At 62.5% G+C, this 24,479-nt stretch carries 19 protein-coding genes; 14 read left to right on the forward strand and 5 right to left on the reverse strand.

The window, feature by feature from the left end:
• Together ACXJKO_RS17700 and ACXJKO_RS17705 are read left to right on the forward strand one after the other, a co-directional pair.
• Positions 1 to 408: UDP binding domain-containing protein (locus ACXJKO_RS17700; protein ID WP_457092406.1), on the forward strand; the 408-nt coding region annotated here is incomplete at its 5' end.
• A 91-nt stretch (positions 409 to 499) separates the two neighbouring features.
• Positions 500 to 736: an Lrp/AsnC ligand binding domain-containing protein gene (locus tag ACXJKO_RS17705; protein ID WP_457092407.1), complete on the forward strand. Its 237-nt coding sequence runs from the start codon at positions 500 to 502 to the stop codon at positions 734 to 736.
• Here ACXJKO_RS17705 and ACXJKO_RS17710 read toward each other — a convergent pair whose 3' ends face one another.
• The 3 genes from ACXJKO_RS17710 to ACXJKO_RS17720 form a co-directional block, all read right to left on the reverse strand.
• On the reverse strand, positions 737 to 1,729 hold the full coding sequence (locus ACXJKO_RS17710; protein ID WP_457092408.1) for a transglycosylase SLT domain-containing protein: 993 nt from the start codon (positions 1,727 to 1,729) through the stop codon (positions 737 to 739).
• A 253-nt stretch (positions 1,730 to 1,982) separates the two neighbouring features.
• Positions 1,983 to 2,429 (reverse strand): Crp/Fnr family transcriptional regulator, encoded by a 447-nt coding sequence (locus ACXJKO_RS17715; RefSeq protein ID WP_457092409.1) that lies wholly within the window; start codon positions 2,427 to 2,429, stop codon positions 1,983 to 1,985.
• Entirely contained in the window at positions 2,426 to 5,149 is a 2,724-nt protein-coding gene (locus ACXJKO_RS17720) for an ABC transporter transmembrane domain-containing protein (RefSeq protein ID WP_457092410.1), read from the reverse strand. Before ACXJKO_RS17720 ends, ACXJKO_RS17715 begins: the two co-directional genes overlap by 4 nt.
• 166 nt (positions 5,150 to 5,315) lie before the next feature.
• Between ACXJKO_RS17720 and ACXJKO_RS17725 the strand changes: the two genes are divergently transcribed.
• Genes ACXJKO_RS17725 through ACXJKO_RS17765 form a run of 9 tightly spaced genes read left to right on the forward strand, consistent with a single transcriptional unit; the run spans position 5,316 to position 17,299 of the window.
• The gene (locus ACXJKO_RS17725; RefSeq protein WP_457092411.1) at positions 5,316 to 6,587 is read left to right on the forward strand and encodes a glycosyltransferase family protein; all 1,272 of its coding nucleotides are present in this window, start codon (positions 5,316 to 5,318) and stop codon (positions 6,585 to 6,587) included.
• A gap of 8 nt (positions 6,588 to 6,595) precedes the next feature.
• Positions 6,596 to 7,867: a glycosyltransferase family 4 protein gene (locus tag ACXJKO_RS17730; protein WP_457092412.1), complete on the forward strand. Its 1,272-nt coding sequence runs from the start codon at positions 6,596 to 6,598 to the stop codon at positions 7,865 to 7,867.
• Positions 7,864 to 9,003 (forward strand): glycosyltransferase family 4 protein, encoded by a 1,140-nt coding sequence (locus ACXJKO_RS17735; RefSeq protein WP_457092413.1) that lies wholly within the window; start codon positions 7,864 to 7,866, stop codon positions 9,001 to 9,003. The genes ACXJKO_RS17730 and ACXJKO_RS17735 overlap by 4 nt, the downstream gene beginning before the upstream one ends.
• Entirely contained in the window at positions 8,991 to 10,916 is a 1,926-nt protein-coding gene (locus tag ACXJKO_RS17740; RefSeq protein ID WP_457092414.1) for a glycosyltransferase, read from the forward strand. Before ACXJKO_RS17735 ends, ACXJKO_RS17740 begins: the two co-directional genes overlap by 13 nt.
• A gap of 30 nt (positions 10,917 to 10,946) precedes the next feature.
• Positions 10,947 to 12,815, forward strand: a complete 1,869-nt coding sequence (locus tag ACXJKO_RS17745; RefSeq protein ID WP_457092415.1) for an ABC transporter ATP-binding protein — start codon at positions 10,947 to 10,949, stop codon at positions 12,813 to 12,815.
• Positions 12,815 to 14,722 carry an ABC transporter substrate-binding protein gene (locus ACXJKO_RS17750; protein WP_457092416.1) on the forward strand — a complete coding sequence of 636 codons (1,908 nt, stop codon included), beginning with the start codon at positions 12,815 to 12,817 and terminating at the stop codon, positions 14,720 to 14,722. The genes ACXJKO_RS17745 and ACXJKO_RS17750 overlap by 1 nt, the downstream gene beginning before the upstream one ends.
• A complete protein-coding gene (locus tag ACXJKO_RS17755) occupies positions 14,719 to 15,738 on the forward strand; it encodes an ABC transporter permease (protein WP_457092417.1) in 1,020 nt (339 codons plus the stop codon). Before ACXJKO_RS17750 ends, ACXJKO_RS17755 begins: the two co-directional genes overlap by 4 nt.
• Positions 15,735 to 16,898 carry an ABC transporter permease gene (locus tag ACXJKO_RS17760; RefSeq protein WP_457092418.1) on the forward strand — a complete coding sequence of 388 codons (1,164 nt, stop codon included), beginning with the start codon at positions 15,735 to 15,737 and terminating at the stop codon, positions 16,896 to 16,898. The genes ACXJKO_RS17755 and ACXJKO_RS17760 overlap by 4 nt, the downstream gene beginning before the upstream one ends.
• A gap of 11 nt (positions 16,899 to 16,909) precedes the next feature.
• Positions 16,910 to 17,299, forward strand: coding sequence for a VOC family protein (locus tag ACXJKO_RS17765; protein ID WP_457092419.1), 390 nt, complete (start codon positions 16,910 to 16,912; stop codon positions 17,297 to 17,299).
• Positions 17,300 to 17,374: 75 nt separating this feature from the next.
• Here ACXJKO_RS17765 and ACXJKO_RS17770 read toward each other — a convergent pair whose 3' ends face one another.
• On the reverse strand, positions 17,375 to 18,859 hold the full coding sequence (locus tag ACXJKO_RS17770; RefSeq protein ID WP_457092420.1) for a DEAD/DEAH box helicase: 1,485 nt from the start codon (positions 18,857 to 18,859) through the stop codon (positions 17,375 to 17,377).
• 292 nt (positions 18,860 to 19,151) lie between these two features.
• Here ACXJKO_RS17770 and ACXJKO_RS17775 point away from each other — a divergent pair, with 292 nt between their 5' ends.
• Genes ACXJKO_RS17775 through glpK form a run of 3 tightly spaced genes read left to right on the forward strand, consistent with a single transcriptional unit; the run spans position 19,152 to position 23,482 of the window.
• Positions 19,152 to 20,387 (forward strand): MFS transporter, encoded by a 1,236-nt coding sequence (locus tag ACXJKO_RS17775; RefSeq protein ID WP_457092421.1) that lies wholly within the window; start codon positions 19,152 to 19,154, stop codon positions 20,385 to 20,387.
• 56 nt (positions 20,388 to 20,443) lie between these two features.
• A complete protein-coding gene (locus ACXJKO_RS17780) occupies positions 20,444 to 21,964 on the forward strand; it encodes a glycerol-3-phosphate dehydrogenase (protein WP_457092422.1) in 1,521 nt (506 codons plus the stop codon).
• 21 nt (positions 21,965 to 21,985) lie between these two features.
• Positions 21,986 to 23,482, forward strand: a complete 1,497-nt coding sequence (gene glpK / locus ACXJKO_RS17785) for a glycerol kinase GlpK (RefSeq protein ID WP_457092423.1) — start codon at positions 21,986 to 21,988, stop codon at positions 23,480 to 23,482.
• On the opposite strand, the gene ACXJKO_RS17790 is transcribed toward glpK, so the two are convergent.
• Complete coding sequence (locus ACXJKO_RS17790) at positions 23,479 to 23,940, reverse strand: HIT family protein (RefSeq protein WP_457092424.1); 462 nt, start codon at positions 23,938 to 23,940, stop codon at positions 23,479 to 23,481. The two genes, glpK and ACXJKO_RS17790, sit on opposite strands and share 4 nt — an antisense overlap.
• Positions 23,941 to 24,479: the final 539 nt, after the last annotated feature.

A 24,479-nucleotide genomic window follows, 5' to 3' on the forward strand; every position in this document is an offset into this window, starting at 1 on the left:
GGCCGCAAGGTGATCGCGGCCTGCGGCGGCGCGGTGCGGGGCAAGACCATCGCGGTGCTGGGGYTGACCTTCAAGCCCAACACCGACGACATGCGCGAGGCGCCCTCGATCGACGTGATCACGGCGCTGCAGGATGCCGGGGCGCGGGTGCGGGCCTACGACCCCGAGGGCATGACTGCCGCCAGCGCCATGCTCACCGATGTGGACTACGCCCGGGACGCCTATGACTGCGCCCGCGATGCGGATGCGTTGGTGATCGTGACCGAGTGGGACATGTTCCGGGCGCTCGATCTCAAGCGGCTGAAGGTGGCGCTGGCGGCGCCGGTGGTGGTGGACCTGCGCAATGTCTATCGCCCCGAGGACATGCGCCACCACGGCTTCCACTATGTGAGCATCGGGCGTTCCTGACGCCCGCTCATCCAGGGATGTTCACGTGGGCGCTGCCCCGTGCCATACGTTTCTGAACGATTAGCCCTTAAGCCGCCGATTGGAGCGCCCCATGCAGACCTTCTTCGTCGAGATCAAGTGCAAGCTCGGCAAGACCTATGCCGTCGCGAACGCCCTCGCCGACCGCGAGATCGCATCCGAGATCTACTCGACGGCGGGTAATTACGACATTCTCGCCAAGTTCCACGTGGATGACGGCGTCGATATCGGCCACTTCATCGCCCAGAACGTCCAGATCATCCCGGAGATCGCGGACACGCACACGATCATCACGTTCAAGGCGTTCTGATCACTGCACGATGGCGCTGGTCTCGGTCGGCTCGGCTGTGCGGGCGGTGACTTCCGCGAGATAGGGGCCGATGCCCTCGTAGCGGTCGAGGCGGCGCACGATCTTGGAATCGATCTTGTTGTAGAGTTCCGCGACACTCACCGAACGGCGCTTGCGGCCCTTGCCTTCCGTGAACAGGCCCGAATTGGCTTTTGCCGCCTTCGGGAAGAGCTTGGAGGCCTTCATGTCCGGATCCTGGTCGAGAGCCTCCAGGAAGCGCACGGCGCTGGTCGCCCCTAGGAAGTGGGCGAGGTAGAGCTCGGCCTCGGCCAGCTCGCGCTCACCCTGGGTGAAAAGGGCGCGCTCCACGTCCTTGATCAGCTCACCTGCCATGAGTGCCGAGAAATACGGATCGGTGCGCAGGTTCATGACCCACTCGCGATCCTTGTCGGAGACGGCAGGGTCGCCGTTGACCGTCCGAATAGCATCGGCGGCGGCCGTGAAGCCGTAATCGGCCGCGTGGAGCTGGACGATCTCGAGCCAGGTGCGGTCGATGAACTGGAACAGGCCCTTGGCTGACGAGGTCGGCGCTTTGGCGTCGGGCGAGAGGCTCGATTCCACATCGGCCAGGGTCATCATGTAGACCGGATCGACGCCAGTCACATGGGCGGCCTTGAGGATGGAATGGACCAGCCAGCGGGGGATGTTGCGGCCGTTGAAGGGGATGATTTCGTCGGGATTGCCGGAGGCTTCGAGTTCCGGCGGCGGAGTCTTCTCCTTGGGCTTCCGGAAGGAGAACGCGCCCTCGAGGATGGCCTGGAAGAGGCCCGGAGCCTTGGACAGCTCCGGCGTGAAGGCAGCTGATGCAACGATGGGCGTCGTGACGATTTGAGATTTCGGTGCCGAGACGTTGTTCGCCAGCATGGCGGTGGGCAGGGTCGCGACGGCGGCTGGACCCGCCGTCATGCCCTGGAACCCCACCATCAAGCCCAAACCGAGGGCCAGACGAACCATGTGGCGGCTGCGACCGCCTTTACGCATGGTCGCAACAGGTTGCGGCACAGCGCATAGCAGCGTTCTCGCGTTACTCGGCATCACTTAGTTCCCGCATGGTCCGGCTTGGTTGCCGAACCTTCCCTTGTGTCATTGTGGGACAAGGGTTGACGGGAAGATGTGTCCAGAATCGGTCAGCTTGACCATAACAGGGTAAATTAATCGTTCACTGTGACCTGTTTTCCCCACCTTAAAGCGGGGAAAACTTAATCCATTACGAGGAGGATTGCGCTACCAGCTGGGCGTTCGTGCGCTCCAGGCGCTGCGCCAATTCGCGCATCACGGCGAGGGACATCTGCGGGAATTGGGCCAGCAATTCGAGGAAAACCCGCTTGTCGATTCGAAGCGCCGTGGTCGGCTCCGAGGCCATGATGGTGGCGGAACGGGGGGTATCGGAAAGGATGCCCATTTCGCCCACAAGGGCGTTGTTCCCAAGCTCGGCGACCTTGATTTCCCCGTTCGGCGTGTCGAGAAGCACGTTCGCCCGCCCATCGAGGAGCACATAGGCCGCGTCCGAGGGGTCGCCTTGCGAAAAGAACCGCTGCCCGTTCGCGAACTGAACGCGCTCGCTCGTGAAGGCCAGAAGCTTCAACCGCGCCGGGTCGATATCCCGGAACATCGGTACCTGCCTCAGGGACTGAACCTCGGTCTCAAGGGTCATGCCACCTCTCCTGTTACGCTCTGGGCGGCCTCCGGCTCAGGCTTCGTTTCGCCTTTACGCGGTTCGGCCGTCTTCTCTGTGACAATTAGTCCATTCTTGAAGCGCATCTGAACATCGAAACCGCCGGCCTGTCGATCATTCGGCAGAACCATGAACAGGCTTTGTTGGTCGAGATGTTCGATAAGCTTCAGAACGATCCTGCGGCTGCGCTCCTCGTCGAAGGGGGCAAGCGCCCCGTCGATGATGAGGATATCAGGATTCTTCACCAGGCAGCGGACGAGATTGACGCTCGCCCGCTCTTGCGGCGACAGGAGGCGGCCCGCCGTGCCGACCTCGTGATCGAGGCCGATGCGCTCCACGTCCTCCAAGAGGTCGAGCTCGCGGATCACGGTCGCGACCGCTTCCGACACCCGGTGCCTTGCATCGGCGACCTGATAGTTGACCCGGCCGAAGAGCAAGTTGTCCCGCAAAGGCGCCGCTGCGATGATCTTCTCGACGTCCAGGAACTCGACCCCCGTCGAGAAGCCCTTCTCCAGGGTCTCCCGCACGAGGCCACGGGCTACGACGATCCGCTGCCTCAGCTCCGTGGTGAGAAGGCCCAAACGGTGCCTGGACTCGATATAGGCCAGGGGCAACGAGAGAAGGCGTGTCCGATCCTCCCGCTTCCAATTGGTCGCTCCCCTCGCCCGGCGGCGCAGGAGGGCTTCGAACTCCGGCAGTTCCTCGGCGCCGATGAAGGAGAATTGTGCGAACAAGGAATGGCCCGGCGGCAATCCCTGGAAGATTTCCGTCATGGTCTCGGCGATCTGCAGGCCCATCTCGATGAGATCGTCGGTGAGCCCGGCCTCGTCGATGGCGCTTCTGAACTGCGGGTTGTCCGCGAGGTTACGCCCCATGAACTCGGGCGAGACCGGCACGCCGAACAGCAGGTTTTCGGCGACCGTCCCCTGCTCGTTGTAACGCTCGGGATCGAAGAACTCGACGAGGTCGGTCATGCCGTTCGACTCGAAGGTCTGCCTTAGACGGTTGCGCGCCTCGACGAGCCGCTCAGCCAGTGTCTCGTGCCCCTCCGGATTGATCCGCCCCGCAAGGCCGAACAGGTAGATGGAATCGCCCATCTCCACCTCGTTCAGAATGTTCACGAGCAGGCGGTCGAGTTCGTGCTCATCCTTCACCCCGATCCTGTCGTAGTCGATCCATTGATCGGCGATGCTCTCGTAAGGATTGCCGGTTCTCGCGGCTTCGGCGAGGCGCTTGGCGGCCTCCCGCTTGTCCTCTTCGCTCTTGGCGACGGGCCTGAAGCGCAGGCCATAGATGAGGTTGTCGCGGATGGTGCCTGGAAACAGGATCGGGTCGATGCCCGCATAGGCGATCCTGCGGCCGGTCACGGATGTGGGCAACTGCATGAGATCGCGCTCGCCGATGCGCACCTGCCCGCTGAAGCCCTGGATGCGGCGCGCCAGAATTCGCGCCGTGAGGCTCGCCGCCGCGCCGCCCTCGGCAATCAGCGCCGCATGGGTCGGCAGGTTCAGGGAGAAGGATCCGCCGTCGATGATCATGTCGCCATGGGGACCGGCCACGCGCAGATCCTCGGCCACGAGTTCGCCGACGAGGGGCTGATCGGCCTCCTTGTCCTCCTTGGGCGCGGCGAGAAGGGGCGCCAGCCTCTCCTCAGCGAAATGCTGGGTCACCTGATCGTACTTCACCTGCACGTCGAGGCGCTGCTGATCCCAGTCGATCAGCTCCTTCAAGGGCGGCGGCAGCTCGCGATAGGCGCCGATCACGGCCACGAGCTGACCGATATCGAGCGTGCCGCGCAGGGCGAAATAGCCGCCCACCGCGTAGAACAGKAACGGCGTGACCTGGGACAGGAAGTTATTGAGGAATTTCACCGCGAATTTGCGATTGTAGATCTTCAGTCGGATGCTGAAGAGGCTGAAGAGGCGGTTGCCGATCTCCGCCCGCTCCCAGGCATACGCATTGTGCACATGCACGACCTCGATGCCGTCGAGCACCTCGCCAATGCGCCCTGCCAGTTCGCGAGAGGCAAGCTGGCGTTCCTTGCCGAGGCGCAGGAGTTCGCGGCGCAGGCGGGGAATGATGGTGAATTGCAGACCGATCACGCCGAGCGCCATCAGCCCGAGCCAGACATTCTGTACCATGATGAAGAACAGGGCAGTCGTGGCCTGGAGGCCTAAGAGGACCGGCGTGATGAAGGCATCGCCGATGAAGCCGCCGATAGGCTCCACCTCGTCCTTGATAATGGTCGCGGTCTCCGACGATTTGACCGTGCGCAGGGCGTCGGGCGTGAAGCGCAGGACCATGGCGAACAGATCGAACCGCATGCGCCGGAGCATGCGCTCGCCCAGGATGCCTTTTGAAATATTGACCCAGTACTTAAAGCCGTTGTTGATGACCACGAAGAACAGAAAAAGCGTGGATAACCCCAAAAGGAGGCCCAGGCGCCCCAGCTGGAATCCCTCGAAAATCGGAAACGACCCGCCACCCAGCCAGTTCGGCAGGTTGATCCCGAGCTTCAGGAAGGTGGCCGTCGCATTGCCTTCCCGGAAGGCCTCGCCCTGGATGGCCTGGTTCACGATCTGGCGAGGTAAATCCAAGGAAATAAAGTAGAATGGCTGCGACAGCAGCACCACGAAACAGATGAAAATCTGGTCGCGCTTCGAATGGGCCCAAATGTATCGAAAGAGGCTCTTATCCATTACTACGCCGGTGCCATCATCATAATCGCCAGAGGTCCCTCTTTCCGATTTGGGGCGCCGCCATAGTTTGACGAGTGGGGCTATTGCAAGGGTAGAGATAGGTGTCCTAACGTCAACTGACGAAACGTCAATTCGACTCCCTATCTCCCAATCAAGGGACGGCTGCATGGCAGACGCGGTCACGGACCTCAGGGCGGACCTCTCTTTGGCTCCGCCGCGCCACCCCCTCGGTGCGCGCGTTCTCATCTATAGCCACGACACGTTCGGTCTCGGCCACCTGCGCCGGTCCCGGGCGATTGCCAATGCCATCGTCGAAGAGCGTCCCGACGCGTCCGTCGTCATCATCTCGGGTTCGCCCGTGATCGGCAATTTCGAGTTCGGGAGCGGCGTCGACTATATTCGCATTCCGGGCGTCACGAAGCTGCCCGACGGCGATTACCGCAGCCTCAACCTCAATTTGGAGCTGGATGAAGCCGTGGGCCTGCGCCAGGCGCTGATCCTCCAAACCGCAAAAGCCTTCCAGCCGGACGTGTTCATCGTCGACAAGGAGCCCACCGGGTTTCGCGGCGAGGTTCTGCCGGCTCTCGATTACCTGCAGGCCACCGGCTGCCGCCTCGTGCTCGGCATCCGCGACGTGATGGACGAGCCTGCGCTCCTCGTTCCCGAATGGGAGCGCAAAGGCGCAAAGGAGGCGCTCGCCCGCTACTACGACGAGGTCTGGGTCTATGGCCTGAAGGATGTTTATCAGCCGCTCAAAGCCCTGGACCTGCCGTCTGAGGTGGAAAAGCGGATCACGTATACGGGTTACCTGCGCCGCGACGTGCCGCCGACGCCGTCGCTGACGAAGTATCCCAAAATCACTAAGCAGCCCTTCATTCTCGTGACCACGGGCGGCGGCGGTGATGGGGACGATCTCATCGATTGGGTGATCTCGGCCTATGAGGCCGATCCAACATTGGAGCAGCCCGCACTGATCCTCTTCGGCCCGTTCATCGACCGCGATACGCGCCGCGCTTTCGTGGAGCGCATTGCCAAGCAACCGAAGCTCGATGTCATGTCCTTCGACAACAAGATCGAATGGCTCATGAAGAAGGCCGACGCCATTGTGGCCATGGGCGGCTACAACACGTTCTGCGAGGCTTTGTCCTTCGACAAGCGCACCTTGATCGTGCCGCGCACGAAGCCGCGTCTCGAGCAGTATATCCGCGCCGTCGAGGCCGAGCGGCTCGGGCTGGTCAGCATGCTCAGCGACTACGAGGAACCGCGCACACCGGAGCGGATGGCGAAGGCCCTGCGAGCCCTGTCCACGCAGCCGCGCCCATCCGAGGTGGTAATCCCCGGCATGCTGGACGGACTTGACCGGGTGCAGGAGCGGCTTAAGGCTCTGGTCGAGCCCGCCATTTCCTATGTTGCCGCCTACAATCAGGCGGCCGAGTAACGTCATCCATGCTTCCTAACTCCGCAGCCCGGCGCATCGCCGTCGTCGTGAAAGGCTACCCGCGCCTGTCAGAGACGTTCATTGCCCAAGAACTCCTGGCGCTCGAAGCCCGCGGGCTGGAGCTTGAAATCTGGTCGCTCCGCCACCCGACGGAGCGCGCCGTTCATCCGATGAACAAGAAGATCAAGGCGCGGGTGACGTATCTGCCGGAATATCTCTACGAAGAGCCGATCCGCGTGCTCAAGGGCGCATTCTGGTGCCTCGGTCAGAAGGGTTTTGGCAAAACGATCAGCGCCTTCTGGCGTGACCTGAAACGCGATTTTTCGGCCAACCGCATCCGCCGTCTGGGGCAGGCTTTCGCGATGGCGCGCGAGCTGCCGGAGGAAGTGGGGCATATCCATGTGCATTACCTCCACACGCCCGCATCCGTCGTGCGCTACACAGCACTTCTGACCGGACGCACATGGACCTTCTCGGCCCATGCGAAGGACATCTGGACGACGCCGGATTGGGAGAAGCGCGAGAAGATGCAGGAAGCCCTCTGGGGCGTCACCTGCACGGCGCACGGCGCGGAGAATCTGCAAGCGCTTTCCTCACCTGAACGCGTCTCGCTGGTCTATCACGGCCTCGATCTTTCGCGCTTTCCTACGCCGCCCGAAAACCGTTCTGTGCGCAACGGCTCGAACCCGATGGACCCTGTGCGGATCGTCTCCGTCGGACGCGCTGTGGCGAAGAAGGGCTACAGCGATCTGCTTCAGGCCCTGGCCGCCCTGCCTCAGGATCTGCACTGGCGCTTCGCCCATATCGGCGGCGGCGAGTTGCTGAGCAGCCTCAAATCCCAGGCGCAGCAGGCGGGCATTGCCGACAAGGTGATCTTCCTCGGCTCGAAAGCCCAGCCCGACATCATCGCGCTTTTGCGCGAAGCGGACATCTTCGTGCTGCCCTCCAAGAAAGCGTCATCCGGTGATCGCGACGGGTTGCCGAACGTGATCATGGAAGCGGCGAGCCAATCACTTCCCATCATCGCGACGGATTTCGCCGGCATCCCCGAATTCATCCGCGACAAGGTCGAGGGCGAGCTTGTCGCGCCCGGCGATTGGGAAGCGTTGTCGAACGCGCTCAACCTTCTCGCGCGTGATCCCGAGCAGCGGAAAGCTTTGGGCGATGCCGCCTATCTTCGCCTGCGCCACGACTTTTCCATGGATGGCGGAATCGACCTCCTGGAAAGCCGCCTGCGYACGATGACGCAAACAAACGCGAAACAGCCGGAGCCGGTGTGAGCACTCGCAAGCCCGTTGCGTTCTATGCCCCGCTGAAAAGCCCGAACCATTCCCTGCCCTCGGGCGACAGGACAATGGCGCGCCTGCTGATGAAGGCGCTCGACCGCGCAGGCTTTCCGCCATTGCTGGCAAGCGAGTTGCGGACATTGGACAAGTCTGGCGACCCTACGAATCAGGAGACCTTGAGGCAACAATCGCTGGACGAAGCCTCCCGCTTCATCGAGCATTACAAAAGCCTTCCCGAGACGAACCGCCCCTGCCTCTGGTTCACCTATCACGTCTACTACAAGGCCCCGGATTGGATCGGCCCGCACGTTAGCCAAGCGCTGAGCATTCCCTATGTCATCGCCGAGGGATCGCGGGCATCGAAGCGCGCGCAAGGCCCTTGGGCGATCAGTCATAAGGGCGCGGAAGCGGCGCTCGACCAAGCCGATGCGATCCTCATGATGACGGCGAACGATGCGCCGGCACTTGAAGCCGCGAAGTCCTCGCGTCAGGCCCTCATATCTCTGCCGCCCTTCATGGATACCGAGGAATGGCCTGAAGCCTCCAATAATTCCTCCGACGAGGTGCGCCTTCTGACCGTCGCGATGATGCGTAACGGCGACAAGCTCGCCTCCTACCGCATTCTCGCTGATGCGCTGACACAAATAGCCGATCTGCCCTGGTCGCTCGACATTGTCGGCGACGGCGAGGCGCGTGGAGAAATCGAAAGCCTCTTCGCCTCCCTCGGAAATCGCGTGCGCTGGCATGGGCAGATCGAAAGCAAGGCCGAGCTGGCGCAACTTTACGATCAGGCGGATCTCTTCGTCTGGCCCGCCGTGAACGAAGCTTATGGCATGGTGCTTCTGGAGGCGCAGTTGTTCGGCTGTCCGGTGATCGCAGGAAATTTCGGCGGTGTTGCAAGCGTCGTGAGGCATGGCGAGACTGGCGTGCTGACAACACCCGGGGACGTGGCGGCTTTCGCACGTGCGATGCGGGGTGTCTTAGGCGACCGTCAGCAGCTTCAAAGTCTTGGACGCAATGCACAACGCTTCGTGCGGGAAGAGCGCAATCTCGATGGCGCCGCCCGGCGCTTGCGCGAAACCCTCACACGCTTCACTCTCGCGGGAGGAGACAAAGCTTGCGCGTCCTGATCGTCGTCACGCATCTTCTGGGAGCGGGCCACCTCACGAGGGCCGCATCCCTTGCGCGTGCCTTCGCTCAAGCGGGACATGAGACGACGCTGGTTTCAGGCGGCGGCCCGACCAAGCCCGCCGACCTCGGCACGATCCGTTTCGTGCAGTTGCCGCCCGTGCGTATCATCGGCACCGATTTCAAGACGCTGCTGGATGCAAGCGGCTCTCCCATCGACGGAGCCTATCTGAGCGAGCGCCGCGATCTCCTGCTCCAGACGCTCCATGCGTCCCGGCCCGACATCGTCATCACCGAGCTCTACCCCTTCGGCCGCCGCGTGCTGGCGGGTGAGTTCGAGGCGCTCCTTGCGGAAGCGCGAGCCTTAAATCCTCGCCCGCTTATTCTTTGCTCCATTCGCGATATCCTCGCCTCGCCCTCGAAGGCGGAGCGCATCGCGGAAACCCATGCGCGCATTCGCGAGAGCTACGATGCGATCCTCGTTCACGGCGATCCGCAGCTCGTGCCGCTGGAGGCCACTTGGCCGGTCGATGACAGCATTCGCGATCTCATCCGCTACACGGGCTATGTGGACGAAAACCCGAACCCCATAGCAGTAGGATCGCGTGAAGGCATTCTGGTCTCTGGCGGGTCGAGCGCCGCGAGCCTGCCCCTTTATCGCGCCGCCCTCGTTGCGGCGCGGGAGATCTCCGAAAAATCCTGGCGCGTCCTGATCGGGCGAGGCGTGGCGGAAGAGGATTTCCAGGCGCTTCGTCGCGAGGCTCCTTCGCACGTCACCGTCGAGCGGGCCCGCCCCGATTTTCGGGCGCTCCTCGCACAGGCCGAAGTCTCGATCAGTCAGGCTGGATACAACACCGTCGTGGATCTCCTGAGAACGGGCGTGCAGTCGGTGCTCGTACCGTTCGAGGCTGGCCATGAGACCGAGCAGCGTTTACGAGCCGAGCAGCTGAAGGCCTTAGGGCTCGCCGCGATCGTCTCCGAGGACGAGCTTTCGCCCTCCAAACTCGTCGAGGCTATACGCGAAGCTGTATCGCGCCACCCATCCGAGCCTGCATCCTTCGCTCTCAATGGCGCTCGACAGAGCGTCGCCATCGCTGAGAGCCTTTTGCACGCTGCCCCCGCACTGCACCAGAGTTTCGATTGGTCTCCTCTCGATCAGGCGCTTAGCCGCGCCCGGTCAAGGGGATATCCTGTCCAGCTCTGGTGGCGGGACGACGATGCGGTTGCCGATACCCCTGCCCTCGACCGCCTGCTCTCCCTCAGCCGTCGTGCGGATGCAGGCATCGCCCTAGCGGTCATTCCAGAAAAAATCGAAGCCTCGCTGGCGGAGCGCCTGCAAGCCGAGGAACAGGCTTTCGGCCTCGTGCATGGCTGGTCCCATGCGAACCATGCGCCGGCTGGAGAAAAGAAGGCGGAGTTCGGAGCGCATCGGCCTGTCGAGATCATGGCGAGGGAAGCGGAGCAAGCCTTTCGGCATGCGCGGGAACGGCTAGGCGACAAGCTGCTGCCAATCTTCGTGCCGCCCTGGAACAGAGTTGCGACACATCTCCTCCCGGAGTTGGTCCGCGCCGGGTTCCAAGGTCTCTCCACGTTCACGAACCGCAAAACCGCTTATCCCACTGAGGGCCTCCTTCAGGTCAATAGTCATGTGGACCCCATCGACTGGCACGGCACGCGCAGCCTTCTCGACCCAGCCCTGATCATCGCGAGCTTGGCCGGGTCCATCGAGCGGCGAGCCGCAGGAAATGCCGACCCGGAGGAACCGATCGGCTTCCTCACACATCATCTGGTGCACGACGATGTCATCTGGGCGTTTTGCGAGGCCCTGATGCTGCGCCTCGCCGCGCAGGCGATTCCCGTTCTACGGCCCGATATCGTGTTTTCAGGTGGAAACAGGATCACAGCCGTGGCTTGATGCGTTATGACTTTGTATACRGAGGAGTTTATGGAAGCGCCGCTCCTGTCGATCCGTCAGCTGACGGTCGATTTCCATACCGACACCGGAGACTTCCGGGCGGTCGATGGCCTGTCATTCGATATCCCGAAAGGCAGGACGGTGGCGCTGGTGGGCGAGTCCGGCTCCGGCAAGTCGGTAACCGCCCAGGCCATCCTCCAAATCCTGTCCAAGAAGGCCAAGATCACTGGCGGCTCGATCCACTTCAACGACCCTTTGCGTGACGAGGCCATCGACATCGCTGCGCTCAAGCCCGAAAGCGATGCCATGCACGCCCTGCGCGGCGGGCGCATCGCCATGATCTTCCAGGAGCCGATGACCTCGCTGTCGCCGCTCCACACCATCGGCGATCAGATTTCCGAGGCGCTGCTCATCCATGCCGACGTGGACAAGGCCACGGCCCGCCAACGCACCATGGAGGTGCTGGCCCGCGTCGGCTTCCCCGATCCCAAGCGGGCGCTTCGCACCTATCCCTTCGAGCTGTCCGGCGGTCTGCGCCAGCGCGCGATGATCGCCATGGCGTTGATCACCCGCCCTGCCCTGCTGATCGCCGACGAGCCGACGACGGCGCTCGACGTGACGACACAGGCGCAGATCCTCGACCTGATCAAGGAATTGCAGGCCGAGACCGGCATGTCGGTTCTTCTCATCACGCACGATCTCGGCGTTGTCGCGAACGTCGCCGACGACGTGGTAGTGATGTATCGCGGACGGGTGATGGAATCCGGCCCTCGGGAGTCGATCTTCCGCAATGCGCAGCATGATTATCTCAAGGCTCTCATGCGTGCCGTTCCGCGTTTCGCCATGGCCGAGGGCGAACGGCTCACGCCGATCCGCGAGGTGACGAGCGCGGAGCTTGCAAGGGTCCATGCGCCCGACCGGCTCCAGCCTAAAGGCCCCATCCTCAAGGTCGAGGGCCTGACTAAATGCTTCACGCTCCGCTCCGGCTGGTTCTCCTCCGGCAAGAGCCGCATCGTCCACGCGGTAAACGAGGTCGATCTCGCCCTGCCTGCCGGCACGACGCTGGGCCTCGTGGGCGAGTCCGGATGCGGAAAGACCACCGTGTCGAAGATGATCATGCGCGCGCTCCAGCCCAATGCCGGACGCGTGCTGTTCGATGACGGCACCGGGCCGAAGGATGTGCATCAGCTCGAAGGCGAGGAGCTGACGAATTACCGCCGTTCCGTGCAGTTCATCTTTCAGGACCCGTTCTCGTCGCTCAATCCGCGCATGACGGTCTACGAGTTGCTGACCGAGCCGCTGCGCATTCACGACATCGGGACACCCGACGCGCGCTATCATCGCGTCAAGCAGCTGCTCGATCTGGTCGGCCTCGATCAGCGTGCCTTGCGCCGCTATCCGCATTCCTTCTCCGGCGGCCAGAGGCAGCGCCTCGGCATCGCCCGCGCGCTGGCGCTCGAACCGCGCGTGCTGATCTGCGATGAGCCGGTTTCGGCGCTCGACGTGTCGGTGCAGGCGCAGGTGCTGAACCTGCTCAAAGACCTGCAATCGGCTCTCGGCCTGTCCTATCTCTTCGTCTCGCACAATCTCGCGGTCGTGGATTACATCGCCGATACCATCGCCGTGATGTGCCGGGGCTATATCGTCGAGGAAGCGCCGAAATCCTCCCTCTTCCGCAATCCGGTCCATCCCTATACGCAGGCGCTTCTCGCCGCCGTGCCGGACCCAGATATCGACCGCCCGCTCGATTTCGCGAAGCTGCGGGCGGACCGTTTCTCGAACCCATCGGAATGGCCCGAGCCCTTCCGCATTCCGGAAGGCGAGTTTGGCGTCATGAAGGAAATCGAGCCGGGCCATAAAATTCGCCTGGGGCGCCTGACCGCACAGGAGGCTGCGTGATGCTGCACTCATTGAGGACGAGGTCTTTCGTCATTGCCACCCTGGCAAGCCTGCTTCCCCTGCCGCTTCTCGCACAGACGATGCAGGAAACGCCCTTCTTCGAGAAGGCGGAGAAGAAGCTGCCTCCGGTGGCCGAGCGGGTCCCCTCGACGCCGCTTGTGGTGAACACCAATGGGAAACCCGGCGGGGATATCGTGACTCTCGTGCCTCGCGCCCGCGACATCCGCTACATCTCGACCTTCGCCTATACGCGCCTCGTGGGCTACGACCGCAATCTCCAGCTTCAGCCTGACCTGCTGGAAAAGTTCGACAGCCAGGACGACCGGGTCTTCACCTTCACCCTGCGAGAAGGCCATCGCTGGTCGGACGGCACTCCCTTCACGGCGGAGGATTTCCGTTACTACTGGGAGGACGTGGCGAAGAACAAGGATCTCGCACCCGCTGGCCCGCCGGAATTCATGCTGGTGGACGGGGAGCCTCCGCGCTTCGAGGTCATCGACGAGCGCAATGTGCGCTTCACCTGGGATAAGCCCAATCCGCGTTTCCTGCCGCAGCTGGCAGGAGCGCTCGATCCAGCGATTTACAGGGCTTCGAAATACCTCAAGCAGTTCCACGCGAAATACGCCGACAAGGCGGCCCTCGACGAGAAGGCGAAGCAGCAGAAGCTGAAATCCTGGTCAGCACTTCACAACCGCCTGGACGACATGAAGGAGCAGACCAATCCCGATCTGCCCACTCTCATGCCCTGGCGCATCACCAATGCCGCGCCCGCCAACCGCTTCGTGTTCGAGCGTAACCCCTATTACCACCGCATCGACAACCACGGGCACCAGCTTCCTTATGTCGATCGCATCATCATGGATGTTTCGGCCCCCGGCCTTTTCGCCGCCAAGGCCAATGCGGGCGAGACGGATCTTCTGTTCCGCGGCCTTTCCATGAGCGACACTCCGGTGCTCAAGGAAGGCGAGAAGGTCCACGGCTACAAGACCCTGCTCTGGCCCTATGCCCGGGGCACAGAGCTAGCGCTTTACCCCAACCTCAATGCCGTCGATCCGGTCTGGCGTGAGCTCAACCGCGATGTCCGCTTCCGCCGTGCCTTGTCGCTCGGCATCGACCGCAACACCCTGAACAACGCCCTGCTCTTCGGCCTCGGCACAGAGGGCAACAACACGGTGGTCTCGGAGAGCCCGCTGTTCACGCCGGAATTGCGCACCCTCAACGCCACTTACGATCCGGCCGAGGCCTCACGCCTGCTTGACGAGATTGGCCTGACCAAGCGCAACGGCGCGGGCATCCGCCTGCTGCCCGATGGGCGCGAGCTGGAGATCATCGTCGAGACGGACGGTGAGAGCAGCCTCGTGGTGGATGGCTTGACGCTCATCGGCGAGTTCTGGCGCGAGATCGGCGTGCGGCTCTTCGTGAAACCGCAGGACCGCACCGTGCTGCGCAACCGCGCCTTCGCAGGCCTGACCATCATGGTAGCGGCGCCGGGCTTCGACAATGCCATCCCCACCGCCATCATGCCGCCGACCGAATTCGCGCCCATGCGCCAGGATAATTACGCCTGGCCGAAATGGGGGCAGTATGTCGAGACCAAGGGCATGAACGGCGATCCCATCGATATGCCGGAGGCTAAGCGCCTCGCGGATCTCTATTCCACTTGGATGTCCACGAGCGACAAGAAGGTGCAGGAGCAGGTCTGGCGCGACATGCTGCGCAACCACGCCGAGAACCAATGGATCATCGGCACGGTGGCAGGCGCGCTCCAACCCATCGTCACGCGCAACGGCCTCCAGGGCTTGCCTGCGAAAGCGCTCTATTCCTGGGAGCCGACTTCGATGCTCGGCATCTACCGGGTCGATGAGCTGAACTGGAACAAAGCCCCCGGCAAAGAGGCCCGCAGATGATCCGTTTCTTGTTGCGTCGCCTCGTCACCATGGCGGTGACCCTGCTGATCATCTCAGCCCTCATCTTTTTCATCATCAAGTTGCCGCCGGGCGACTTCCTGTCGAACCTGATCTTCGAGCTGCGCGCGCAGGGCGACAGCGCCGCCATCGCGAAGGCGGAATTCCTCATGCGCCAATACGGGCTCGACCGCCCGGCCTGGGAGCAGTACCTCATCTGGCTCGGCGCGATGCCCGGCCCCAACGGCTTCTCAGGTCTTCTGCAGGGCGATTGGGGCTGGTCCTTCGAGTTCGACAAGCCGGTCATCGAGGTGGTGGGCGATGCGCTCTGGCTGACGCTTCTCGTGAACCTCGCTGTGGTGATCTTCATCCATGTGGTCTCGATCCCCATCGCGATCTATTCGGCCACGCGGCAATATTCCATCGGCGATTATGCGGCGACCTTCCTCGGCTATATCGGGCTTGCGACCCCGAGCTTCCTGCTCGGCCTGATCATGCTCTATTACATGAACCGCTGGTTCGGGGTTTCGATCGGCGGCCTCTACGACGCGCAATACGCGGGCGAGCCCTGGAACTGGGACAAGATCAGATCCTTGCTCTCCCACCTCATCGTGCCCACCATCGTCATCGGTCTCGCTGGCACCGCCTCGATGATCCGGCGCATGCGCGCGAACCTGCTCGATGAACTGGGCAAGCAATATTACGTGACCGCGAAAGCCAAGGGCCTGGAGCCGACGAAGGCGCTGCTGAAATATCCCTTCCGCATGTCGCTCAACCCGTTCATCGCCGATATCGGCAATCTCCTGCCGCATCTGGTCTCGGGCTCGGTGCTCGTGTCCCTGGTGCTGAGCCTGCCCACGGTCGGCCCGATCCTGCTGGGCGCACTGAAGAGCCAGGACCAATATCTCGCCGGCTTCATTCTCATGTTCGTGGCGATGCTGACCGTCGTCGGCATGTTGGTCTCGGATATCCTTCTGGCATGGCTCGATCCCCGCATTCGCCTGGGAGGCGCACGATGAACACGCTTCCCCCGCTCAAGCAGCATTATGTGGACCCATTGCCCTTCGACCCCGGCGCGATGGAGCCTCTCGGCACCGAGAACGAGGACTTCTACCGCGCCTCGTCCTGGCAGCTCATGTGGTGGAAGTTCCGCCGCCACAAGGTGGCGCTGGCCGCCGCCATCATCCTGCTGTTCTTCTATCTGATGGTTCCCTTCGTCGAGATCATCGCGCCCTACAACCAGACCAAGCGCCATGGCGACTTCCTCTATGCGCCGCCACAGGGCATCCATCTCATGCACGAGGGTCGCTTCGTCGGCCCCTTCGTGTATCCCTACCAATTCACTTTCGACCTGGAGACGTTCCGGCGCGTCTATACGGTCGATACATCCCAGCCGCAGCCGATCCGCTTCTTCTGCCGCGGCGATGCCTACGAGTTCTGGGGCCTCGTCAACTCGGACGTCCATCTCTTCTGCCCGCCTGAGAACGGCACGATGTTCATTCTCGGCACGGACCGCCTGGGACGCGACCTCTTCTCGCGCATCATCTACGGCGCTCGGATTTCGCTGACCATCGGCATCATCGGCATCGCGGTGTCGTTCACGCTGGGACTCTTCTTCGGCGGCCTTGCGGGCTATCTCGGTGGATGGGTGGACCACGTGATCCAGCGCGTCATCGAGATCCTGAGATCCATTCCGGAACTGCCCCTGTGGCTCGCCCTGTCGGCGGCGCTGCCGGCCAACTGGAGCCCGATCCTCATCTTCTTCGGGATCACGATCATCCTCGGTCTGCTCGACTGGCCGGGCCTTGCCCGTGCTGTGCGATCGAAGTTGTTGTCGCTGCGCGAAGAGGATTACGTGAAGGCGGCGGAGCTGATGGGCGCATCGAAGCAGCGCATCATCGCGCGCCACCTGATCCCGAACTTCATGAGCCACCTCATCGCATCCGCGACGCTCTCGATTCCCTCCATGATCCTCGGTGAAACCGCCCTCTCCTTCCTCGGATTGGGATTGCGCCCGCCAGTCACCAGCTGGGGCGTGCTGCTTAACGAAGCGCAAAACCTAGCGGCCGTGCAGCTGCATCCGTGGCTGCTCTTCCCCATGGTGCCGGTGATCATCGTGGTCCTCGCCTTCAACTTCATGGGCGACGGATTGCGCGACGCAGCCGATCCTTATCATTGACGGAGGTTGATATGAGCCGCACAAAACTTGCGACCAAGGATGCTCTGGCGACCGTTCCGGTGAAGAATCTCACCCGAGCCAAAACCTTCTACGAGCAGACGCTCGGCCTCGAACCTGTCGAAGGTGAAGAGATGGGCGTCCAAGCCTATCGCGCAGGCTCCTCAACCATCCTTGTTTATGAATCCACCTTCGCGGGCACTAACCAAGCCACCGCTGTCACATGGCCCGTGGGCGACGACCTCGATGCTATTGTCGCCGACCTCAAGGCGAAGGGCGTCACCTTCGAGCATTACGACATGCCCGGCACAACTCTCGAAGGCGACATCCACGTCTCCGGCCGCATGCGGGTGACATGGTTCAAGGACCCCGACGGCAACATCATCAATGTCGGGAATTATTGAGCCTTTCCACCGACCAGAGCACGTAACAAAAAAGGCGCCCTTTCGGGCGCCTTCTTCATTCTTGTGCTGTCTGCATCAGCGACGGCGGGGGCCCTTATCGAGCCATGCCACCTGGGCGCCATCACCGCGGCGTCCCTCTGAACGCTGCGCGGGCTTGCCCTGTGCTGCGCGCTGGCCCTGTGCCGGACGCTGTCCTTGCGCGGGCTTCTGGCCCTGCGCGGGACGCTGCTGCTGACCGGCAGCCTGTCCGTTGCCCTGCTGTTGACCGCCGGGCTTGCCGCCACGGCTGCGACGGCGCTTGGGACCCTTGTCGGCATTGGGATCGGCACTGCGCGACTGGCCGTGACCCTGATGGCCGCGGGCATGCGGCGCGGGACGACCGCGTTGCGGCTCGCGCCGCTCGCTTTCGACCACCGCAGACGCAGCGGGCAGACCTTCCGGCAGAGGCATGACCGGCACCTTCAGGCGCGTCAGCTTCTCGATATCCTTCAGGTACGCCTTCTCCTCGTCGTTGCAGAACGAGATCGCGAGGCCCGTCGCACCGGCGCGGGCCGTGCGGCCGATGCGGTGCACGTAGGATTCCGGCACGTTCGGCAGGTCGTAGTTGATGACGTGAGACACGCCCTCGACGTCGATGCCGCGCGCGGCGATGTCGGTGGCAACCAGCACGCGGCACGAACCGTCACGGAAACCGGCGAGCGCACGCTCGCGCTGCGGCTGCGACTTGTTGCCGTGAATGGCGGCACCCACGATGCCGGCCTTGTCGAGGCCGCGCACGACCTTGTCCGCGCCGTGCTTGGTGCGGGTGAAGACGAGCACGCGGTCGATGGACGGATCGCGCAGGAGCGTCTCGAGCAGAACCTGCTTGCGGCCCGTCTGCACGAACATGACGCTCTGCTCCACGCGCTCGGCGGTGGTGGCGACAGGGGTCACCGCCACATGGGCCGGGTTGCGCAGGAATGATTCAGCCAGCGACGAGATCGTCTTCGGCATGGTGGCCGAGAAGAACAGGCTCTGGCGCTCCTTCGGCAGCATGGTCACGATGCGCTTCAACGCATGGATGAAGCCGAGATCGAGCATCTGGTCGGCCTCGTCGAGGACGAGGATCTCGATGTCCCGCAGGTTGAGCGCCCTGCGGTCCACGAGGTCGAGCAGGCGGCCGGGCGTGGCGACGAGCACGTCGACGCCCTGAGCGATTGCCTTCTCCTGGCGGGAGATGGTGACGCCGCCGAACACCACTTCGGTGGAGAGGCGCAGGTTGCGGCCATAGACGCGGAAGCTGTCGGCGATCTGGCCGGCGAGCTCACGGGTCGGGCTGAGCACGAGTACGCGCGGGCTCTTGGGCTTGCGCGTCTTCGGGTTCGCATCGAGGCGGTGAAGGATCGGCAGCGCGAAGGCCGCCGTCTTGCCGGTGCCCGTCTGCGCAATGCCGCACACGTCGCGGCCTTCCATGGCATAGGGAATGGTCTGGGCCTGGATCGGCGTGGGCTTCTCATAGCCCTCAGCAGACAAGGCCTTCAGGATCGGCTGGGCCAATCCGAAATCGGTAAAGAGTGTCAAAGTGGTATCGTCTTTCGAACGGATGCGGTGAGCCGCTAAGCAGGTTCGGCTGAAAAGCTAGGACGCTTCATGGCTCTGGGCGACAACCCGCGTGATGGGGCCGTCGTGCGATGCAAGCGATTGAAGAAGGGGACCGGGGTTTTCACCTGGGAGGCAAATATCCGTCACGCAGTCCCGCTCAAGCGGCTCGTTCAACGAGCGCTGACGCCGTGCTGTTCATATGAGGGCTAAAGGCCTATCCGTCAACCTCGGGGCGTGACATAAAGATACAAACGTCAGCAGAACCTATTCAATGTCCTCCCCTGATCGCATGCCCTGGGCTTTCGTCTCAGCTCTCTCGCTGAATGTCTTGATCTCCTACGGCACGATCTTCTACGCCTTCGCCCTGTTCGTCGAACCGATGGGCCAGGAGCTTGGCTGGGGCAAGTCGGAGTTGATGGCGGCCTATTCCCTGGCCCTGGGAACCTCTGCCTTCTGTGCCGTGCCAATCGGGCGGCTCATCGACCTTGGCTATGGCCGCGCGGTGATGACAGGCGGGTCTCTGCTTGCCGGACTCCTTCTGATGCTCTGGTCATGGGTCGCGAGCTATGCCGCCTTCGTCCTGATCTGGATCGGCATGGGCGTCACCATGAGCACAGTGTTCTACGAGCCTGGCTTCGCGGTCCTGACCCGCAGGCTTGGCTTCATGGCGCGCCGGGGTATCACCTTCATGACCCTAGTGGGAGGCTTCGCCAGTACGGTCTTTATTCCTCTCACTCATCTTCTCATCGAGCAAATGGGATGGAGGAGTGCCCTCCTCGTTCTCGCTGGTTTCAACATTTTCGTTTGCGCAGCCCTGCATGCGATCACGATCCCCAGCGCCCCGCCCAAGAAACCGCTTCATGCGGAAACGGGACCCAGTCAGCCTCCTCCGGCAAATGCACGTCGCGTTCTCCGGAGAGCCTCCTTCTGGTTCTTCGTCGCCTCCTCGGTTCTGCAAGGAGTCATTGCCGCAGGGCTGCCGATCCACCTGATCCCGCTCCTCATCGAGAGGGGATTCAGCCTGGAGATGGCGGTCGTCGCCTTCTCGATCATCGGCCCTGCGCAGGTCGTAGGGCGGCTCGCCATGGCCGCAGGGGAGCGCGCCTTCGGCATGAAGGGTCTTGGCATCATGGTGCTCACCCTAGGGCTCCTCGCGTTCGCGGCCCTGCCCCTCACGCCCACAGGGTCCTGGCTGATCGCCATCTTTGCCGTGCTGTTCGGTGCCTCGAATGGCATGATGACCATCGTCCGCGCCCTACTTCCATCTGAGCTGTTCGGGCGAGAAGGCTACGGCACGGTCCAAGGCATGATCGCCATGCCGGTCCGCCTTACCACGGCCACGGCCCCGTTTCTGTTCGGCGCCCTCTGGGCTTGGTCGGGCAGTTACGGTTCGGTCATGATCATGTGCTTAGGCATGTCCTTCTGCTCCCTGGGATTCTTCGTAGCCGTGCTAGTGTTTCAAAAGGATCGTGAAAATCCTGAAAATTCGCTTGCGTTAGACGGCTAAAGAACTCATTTGCTGGGCTACAGAATTGCTTGGGTTTTTGAAGAAAGACGCGTTCCGTGACGGCAGTAACTGATCTTCTCATCGTTGGCGGCGGCATCAATGGCGCGGGCATCGCGCGCGATGCGGTGGGCCGGGGCCTGTCCGTGGTGCTGTGCGAGCAGGGTGATCTGGCGGGCTATACCTCCTCCGCATCGACGAAGCTGATCCATGGCGGCCTGCGCTACCTGGAATATTACGAGTTCCGCCTCGTCCGCGAGGCCCTGTTCGAGCGCGAGCGCCTGCTCAATTCGGCACCCCACATCATCTGGCCGCTGCGCTTCATCCTGCCCCACGAGAAGGGTATCCGGCCGGCTTGGTTCGTGCGCCTCGGCCTGTTCCTCTACGACCACCTCGCCCCGCGCAAAAAGCTGCCGGGCACGGAAGGCATCAAGCTCACCCGCCATCCCGCCGGACAGGCCCTTAAGCCCGGTTTCGACACGGCCTTCGTCTATTCCGATTGCTGGGTCGAGGACAGCCGCATGGTCGCGCTGAACGCCATCGACGCCTTCGAGAAGGGCGCGGATATCCGCGTGCGCACCAAGCTCACCTCCGCCCGCCGCGAGGGCGATATCTGGGTGGCGACGCTGCAGAACACCGAGACTGGCCAGACTCAGGAAGTCAGCGCCAAGGTGATCGTCAACGCGGGCGGTCCCTTCGTCGCCGACGTGCTCAATGCCAAGCTCGGCCTCAACACCAAGAAGAACGTGCGCCTCGTGAAGGGCAGCCACATCGTGGTGCCGAAGCTCTTCGATACGAAGGAAGCCTTCATCCTGCAGAACACGGACAAGCGCATCGTGTTCGCGATTCCCTATCAGGAGAAGTTCACCCTCATCGGCACCACGGATATCCCCGTGGAATCCGTGCCCGACAAGAAGGTCGAGATCAGCGCGGACGAGGTGCAGTATCTCTGCAATGTGGTGAACCACTTCTTCAAGAAGCAGGTCACGCCCACCGACGTGGTGTGGACCTATTCCGGCGTGCGCCCGCTCTTCGACGACGGTTCCTCCAACGCCTCCGCCGTGACCCGCGATTACGTGTTCGACATGGATGCGCCTGAAGGCAAGGCGCCGGTGCTGTCGATCTTCGGCGGCAAGATCACGACCTTCCGCAAGCTTGCCGAGCATGCGCTCGATGAGCTGAAGGCCATCTTCCCGAACATGAAGCCGTCATGGACTGAAAACGCGAAAATGCCGGGCGGCGACATGCCGGATGCGGATTTCGACCGCTTCTTCGCAACCGTGCGCGAGCGCTGGCCCTTCCTACCGGAGCAGGTGGCCCATCGCCTCGCCCGCGCCTACGGTACGCGTATCGAGGAGTTGCTCGGCTCGGCGAAATCCATGGCCGATCTCGGCGAGGATTTCGGTGCGGGCCTGACGGGCGCGGAAGTCGATTACCTGATGCGCCGCGAATGGGCGCGCAGCGCCGAGGACATCCTCTGGCGCCGGTCGAAGCTCGGCCTGCATGTGCCGGTTGACGCTCCGGCCAAGATCGACGCCTATATTGCCAAGCGCAGAGCGGATTCCATCGCCGCGCAATAAGAACGTTTCAAGGGAAAGATCATGGCTCAGTATGTCGGCGCTATCGACCAGGGCACGACCAGTTCGCGCTTCATCGTGTTCGACCGCGCCGGCAGTATCGTCTCCGTCGGCCAGAAGGAGCACGAGCAGATCTATCCCAAGCCCGGCCATGTGGAACACGATCCCCTCGAGATCTGGCGCAACACGCAGGCCGTTATTCTGGAGGCCTTGGACAAGAAGGGCCTCAAGCCTCAGGATCTCGCCGCCATCGGCATCACCAACCAGCGCGAGACCACGCTGATCTGGGACAAGCGCACGGGCAAGCCGCTCCACAACGCGTTGGTCTGGCAGGACACCCGTGTCGATTCCATCGTCGAGGAATTCGCGGCTGACGGCGGCTATGACCGCCTGCGGGCCAAGACCGGCCTGCCGCTGGCGAGTTACTTCTCCGGCCTCAAGCTGCGGTGGCTGCTCGACAACGTGCCCGGCGCGCGGGAGAAGGCTGAAGCCGGCGACGTGCTGTTCGGGAATATCGATACCTGGCTCGTCTGGAACCTGACCGGCAGCACCGACAATGGCTGCCACATCACCGATGTGACCAATGCCAGCCGCACGCAGCTGATGAACCTGAAGACCCTGGACTGGGATGAGGAGATCCTCGCACTCTTCGACATTCCCCGCGCCTGCCTGCCGAAGATCCTCTCGTCGAGCGAGGTCTATGGGGTTGCCACCGACAATCTGGCCGGCGTGCCGATTGCCGGCATCCTCGGTGACCAGCAGGCGGCCCTCGTGGGTCAGGCCTGCTTCCAGCCCGGCGAGGCCAAGAACACCTACGGCACCGGCTGCTTCATGCTCATGAACACCGGCGAGACGCCCTACCCGTCCAAATGCGGCCTGCTGACGACTTTGGGCTACAAGTTCGGCAACGAGAAGCCCGTCTATGCCCTGGAGGGCTCCATCGCGATTGCGGGCGCCCTGGTGCAATGGCTGCGCGACAATCTCGGGATCATCCAGGCGAGCGCCGATATCGAGCCGCTCGCCCGCAGCGTCGAGGACAATGGCGGCGTGACCATCGTACCGGCCTTCTCAGGCCTCTACGCCCCGCATTGGAACTCCCACGCCCGCGGCCTGATCGGCGGCCTGACGCGCTATGCCAACAAGGCCCATATCGCCCGCGCCGCCCTGGAAGCGACCGCCTTCCAGACCCGCGAGGTGCTGGAGGCCATGGTCAAGGACACCAGCATCGCGGTCAAAGACCTGCGCACCGACGGCGGCATGGTCGTGAACGAGCTGCTGATGCAGTTCCAGGCCGATATTCTCGATGTGCCGGTGGTGCGCCCCAAGGTGATCGAGACGACGGCTCTCGGCGCCGCCTATGCTGCCGGTCTTGCCGTCGGCTTCTGGACCGGCAAGGAGGAGCTCGCTCGCAACTGGGCCATCGACAAGCGTTGGACTCCATCCATGGAAGCCTCGCGCCGCTCACAGCTCAACGCGGAATGGGACAAGGCCGTCGCCCGCTCCCTCGACTGGGCTCCTTAAAAAGAAAGGGCAGCTTGGCAGGCCGCCCTTCTCGCTMAAGTGCCCAGTGCGCTCCTGATCTTGGCGGCGTGGTCCGCCAGGATGTCGTTGGCTTCCATCTGCCCGGTCTGGGGTTTGAGTGCCACGCCCTCGAAGCGGGGAATGATGTGGACATGCAGGTGGAACACGACCTGCCCGCCCGCGCTCTCGTTGAATTGCTGGATGGTCACGCCATCGGCCGCAAACGCCTGCTTGACCCCGCGCGCCACGATCTGGACCGCCTTGGCGAGTTCGGCGACGTCCTCGGGCTTCGCATCGAGAATGTTGCGGGCCTTGGTCTTCGGGATCACCAGCACGTGGCCCTCGCCTCGGGGCATGATGTCCATGAAGCCCAGGACCTGATCGGTCTCATAGATCTTGTGACAGGGAAGCTCCCCCTTGAGGATCTTCGCGAACACGTTGTTGTCGTCGTAGGTCATCCTGCCCTCTCATCCAACCATGGGGTCCGATGCTCATACACTGAGATCGGGCGTTGATCATCTCCCTTGCGTGTCCGGCGTTTGGCGCGTCGATGGCGATGCAAGGCTTGCAAAGTGCCAAGCGAGAGGAACGAGCCCGAGACAATTCATAGGCGAGTCAAAACGACACCATCGAGCCGGCACGGACCAGAGCTGAGAATATTGTTCGTATCCGAATGATGAATTGAGAGATGCTTGCTTGCGTGGGATGCTTGAAGTCGCAAGCGAGAGACTCAGCCTCTTTTCAATAAGCATCGGCCGCGCAGCCGATCTTCTTAAATATTTCATGCCCTTTGCTTGAATATTTGGCAATGCAGCAAAATATCCCGAGATGCGCATAAACAAAAAGTCGCCACATTTATTTGGGTGCGACAAGAAAGCCGCACCGGTATTTCATAGGTGCAGACTTTATTCTTCAAACTTTTTGCAAAGGTTGTCCCTTCCGCATCGGAACCATCGAATTTGAGAGCGGTTGTTCAACCACGAACACATTCGTTAAG

It is taken from the genome of Microvirga sp. P5_D2, assembly GCF_054049475.1.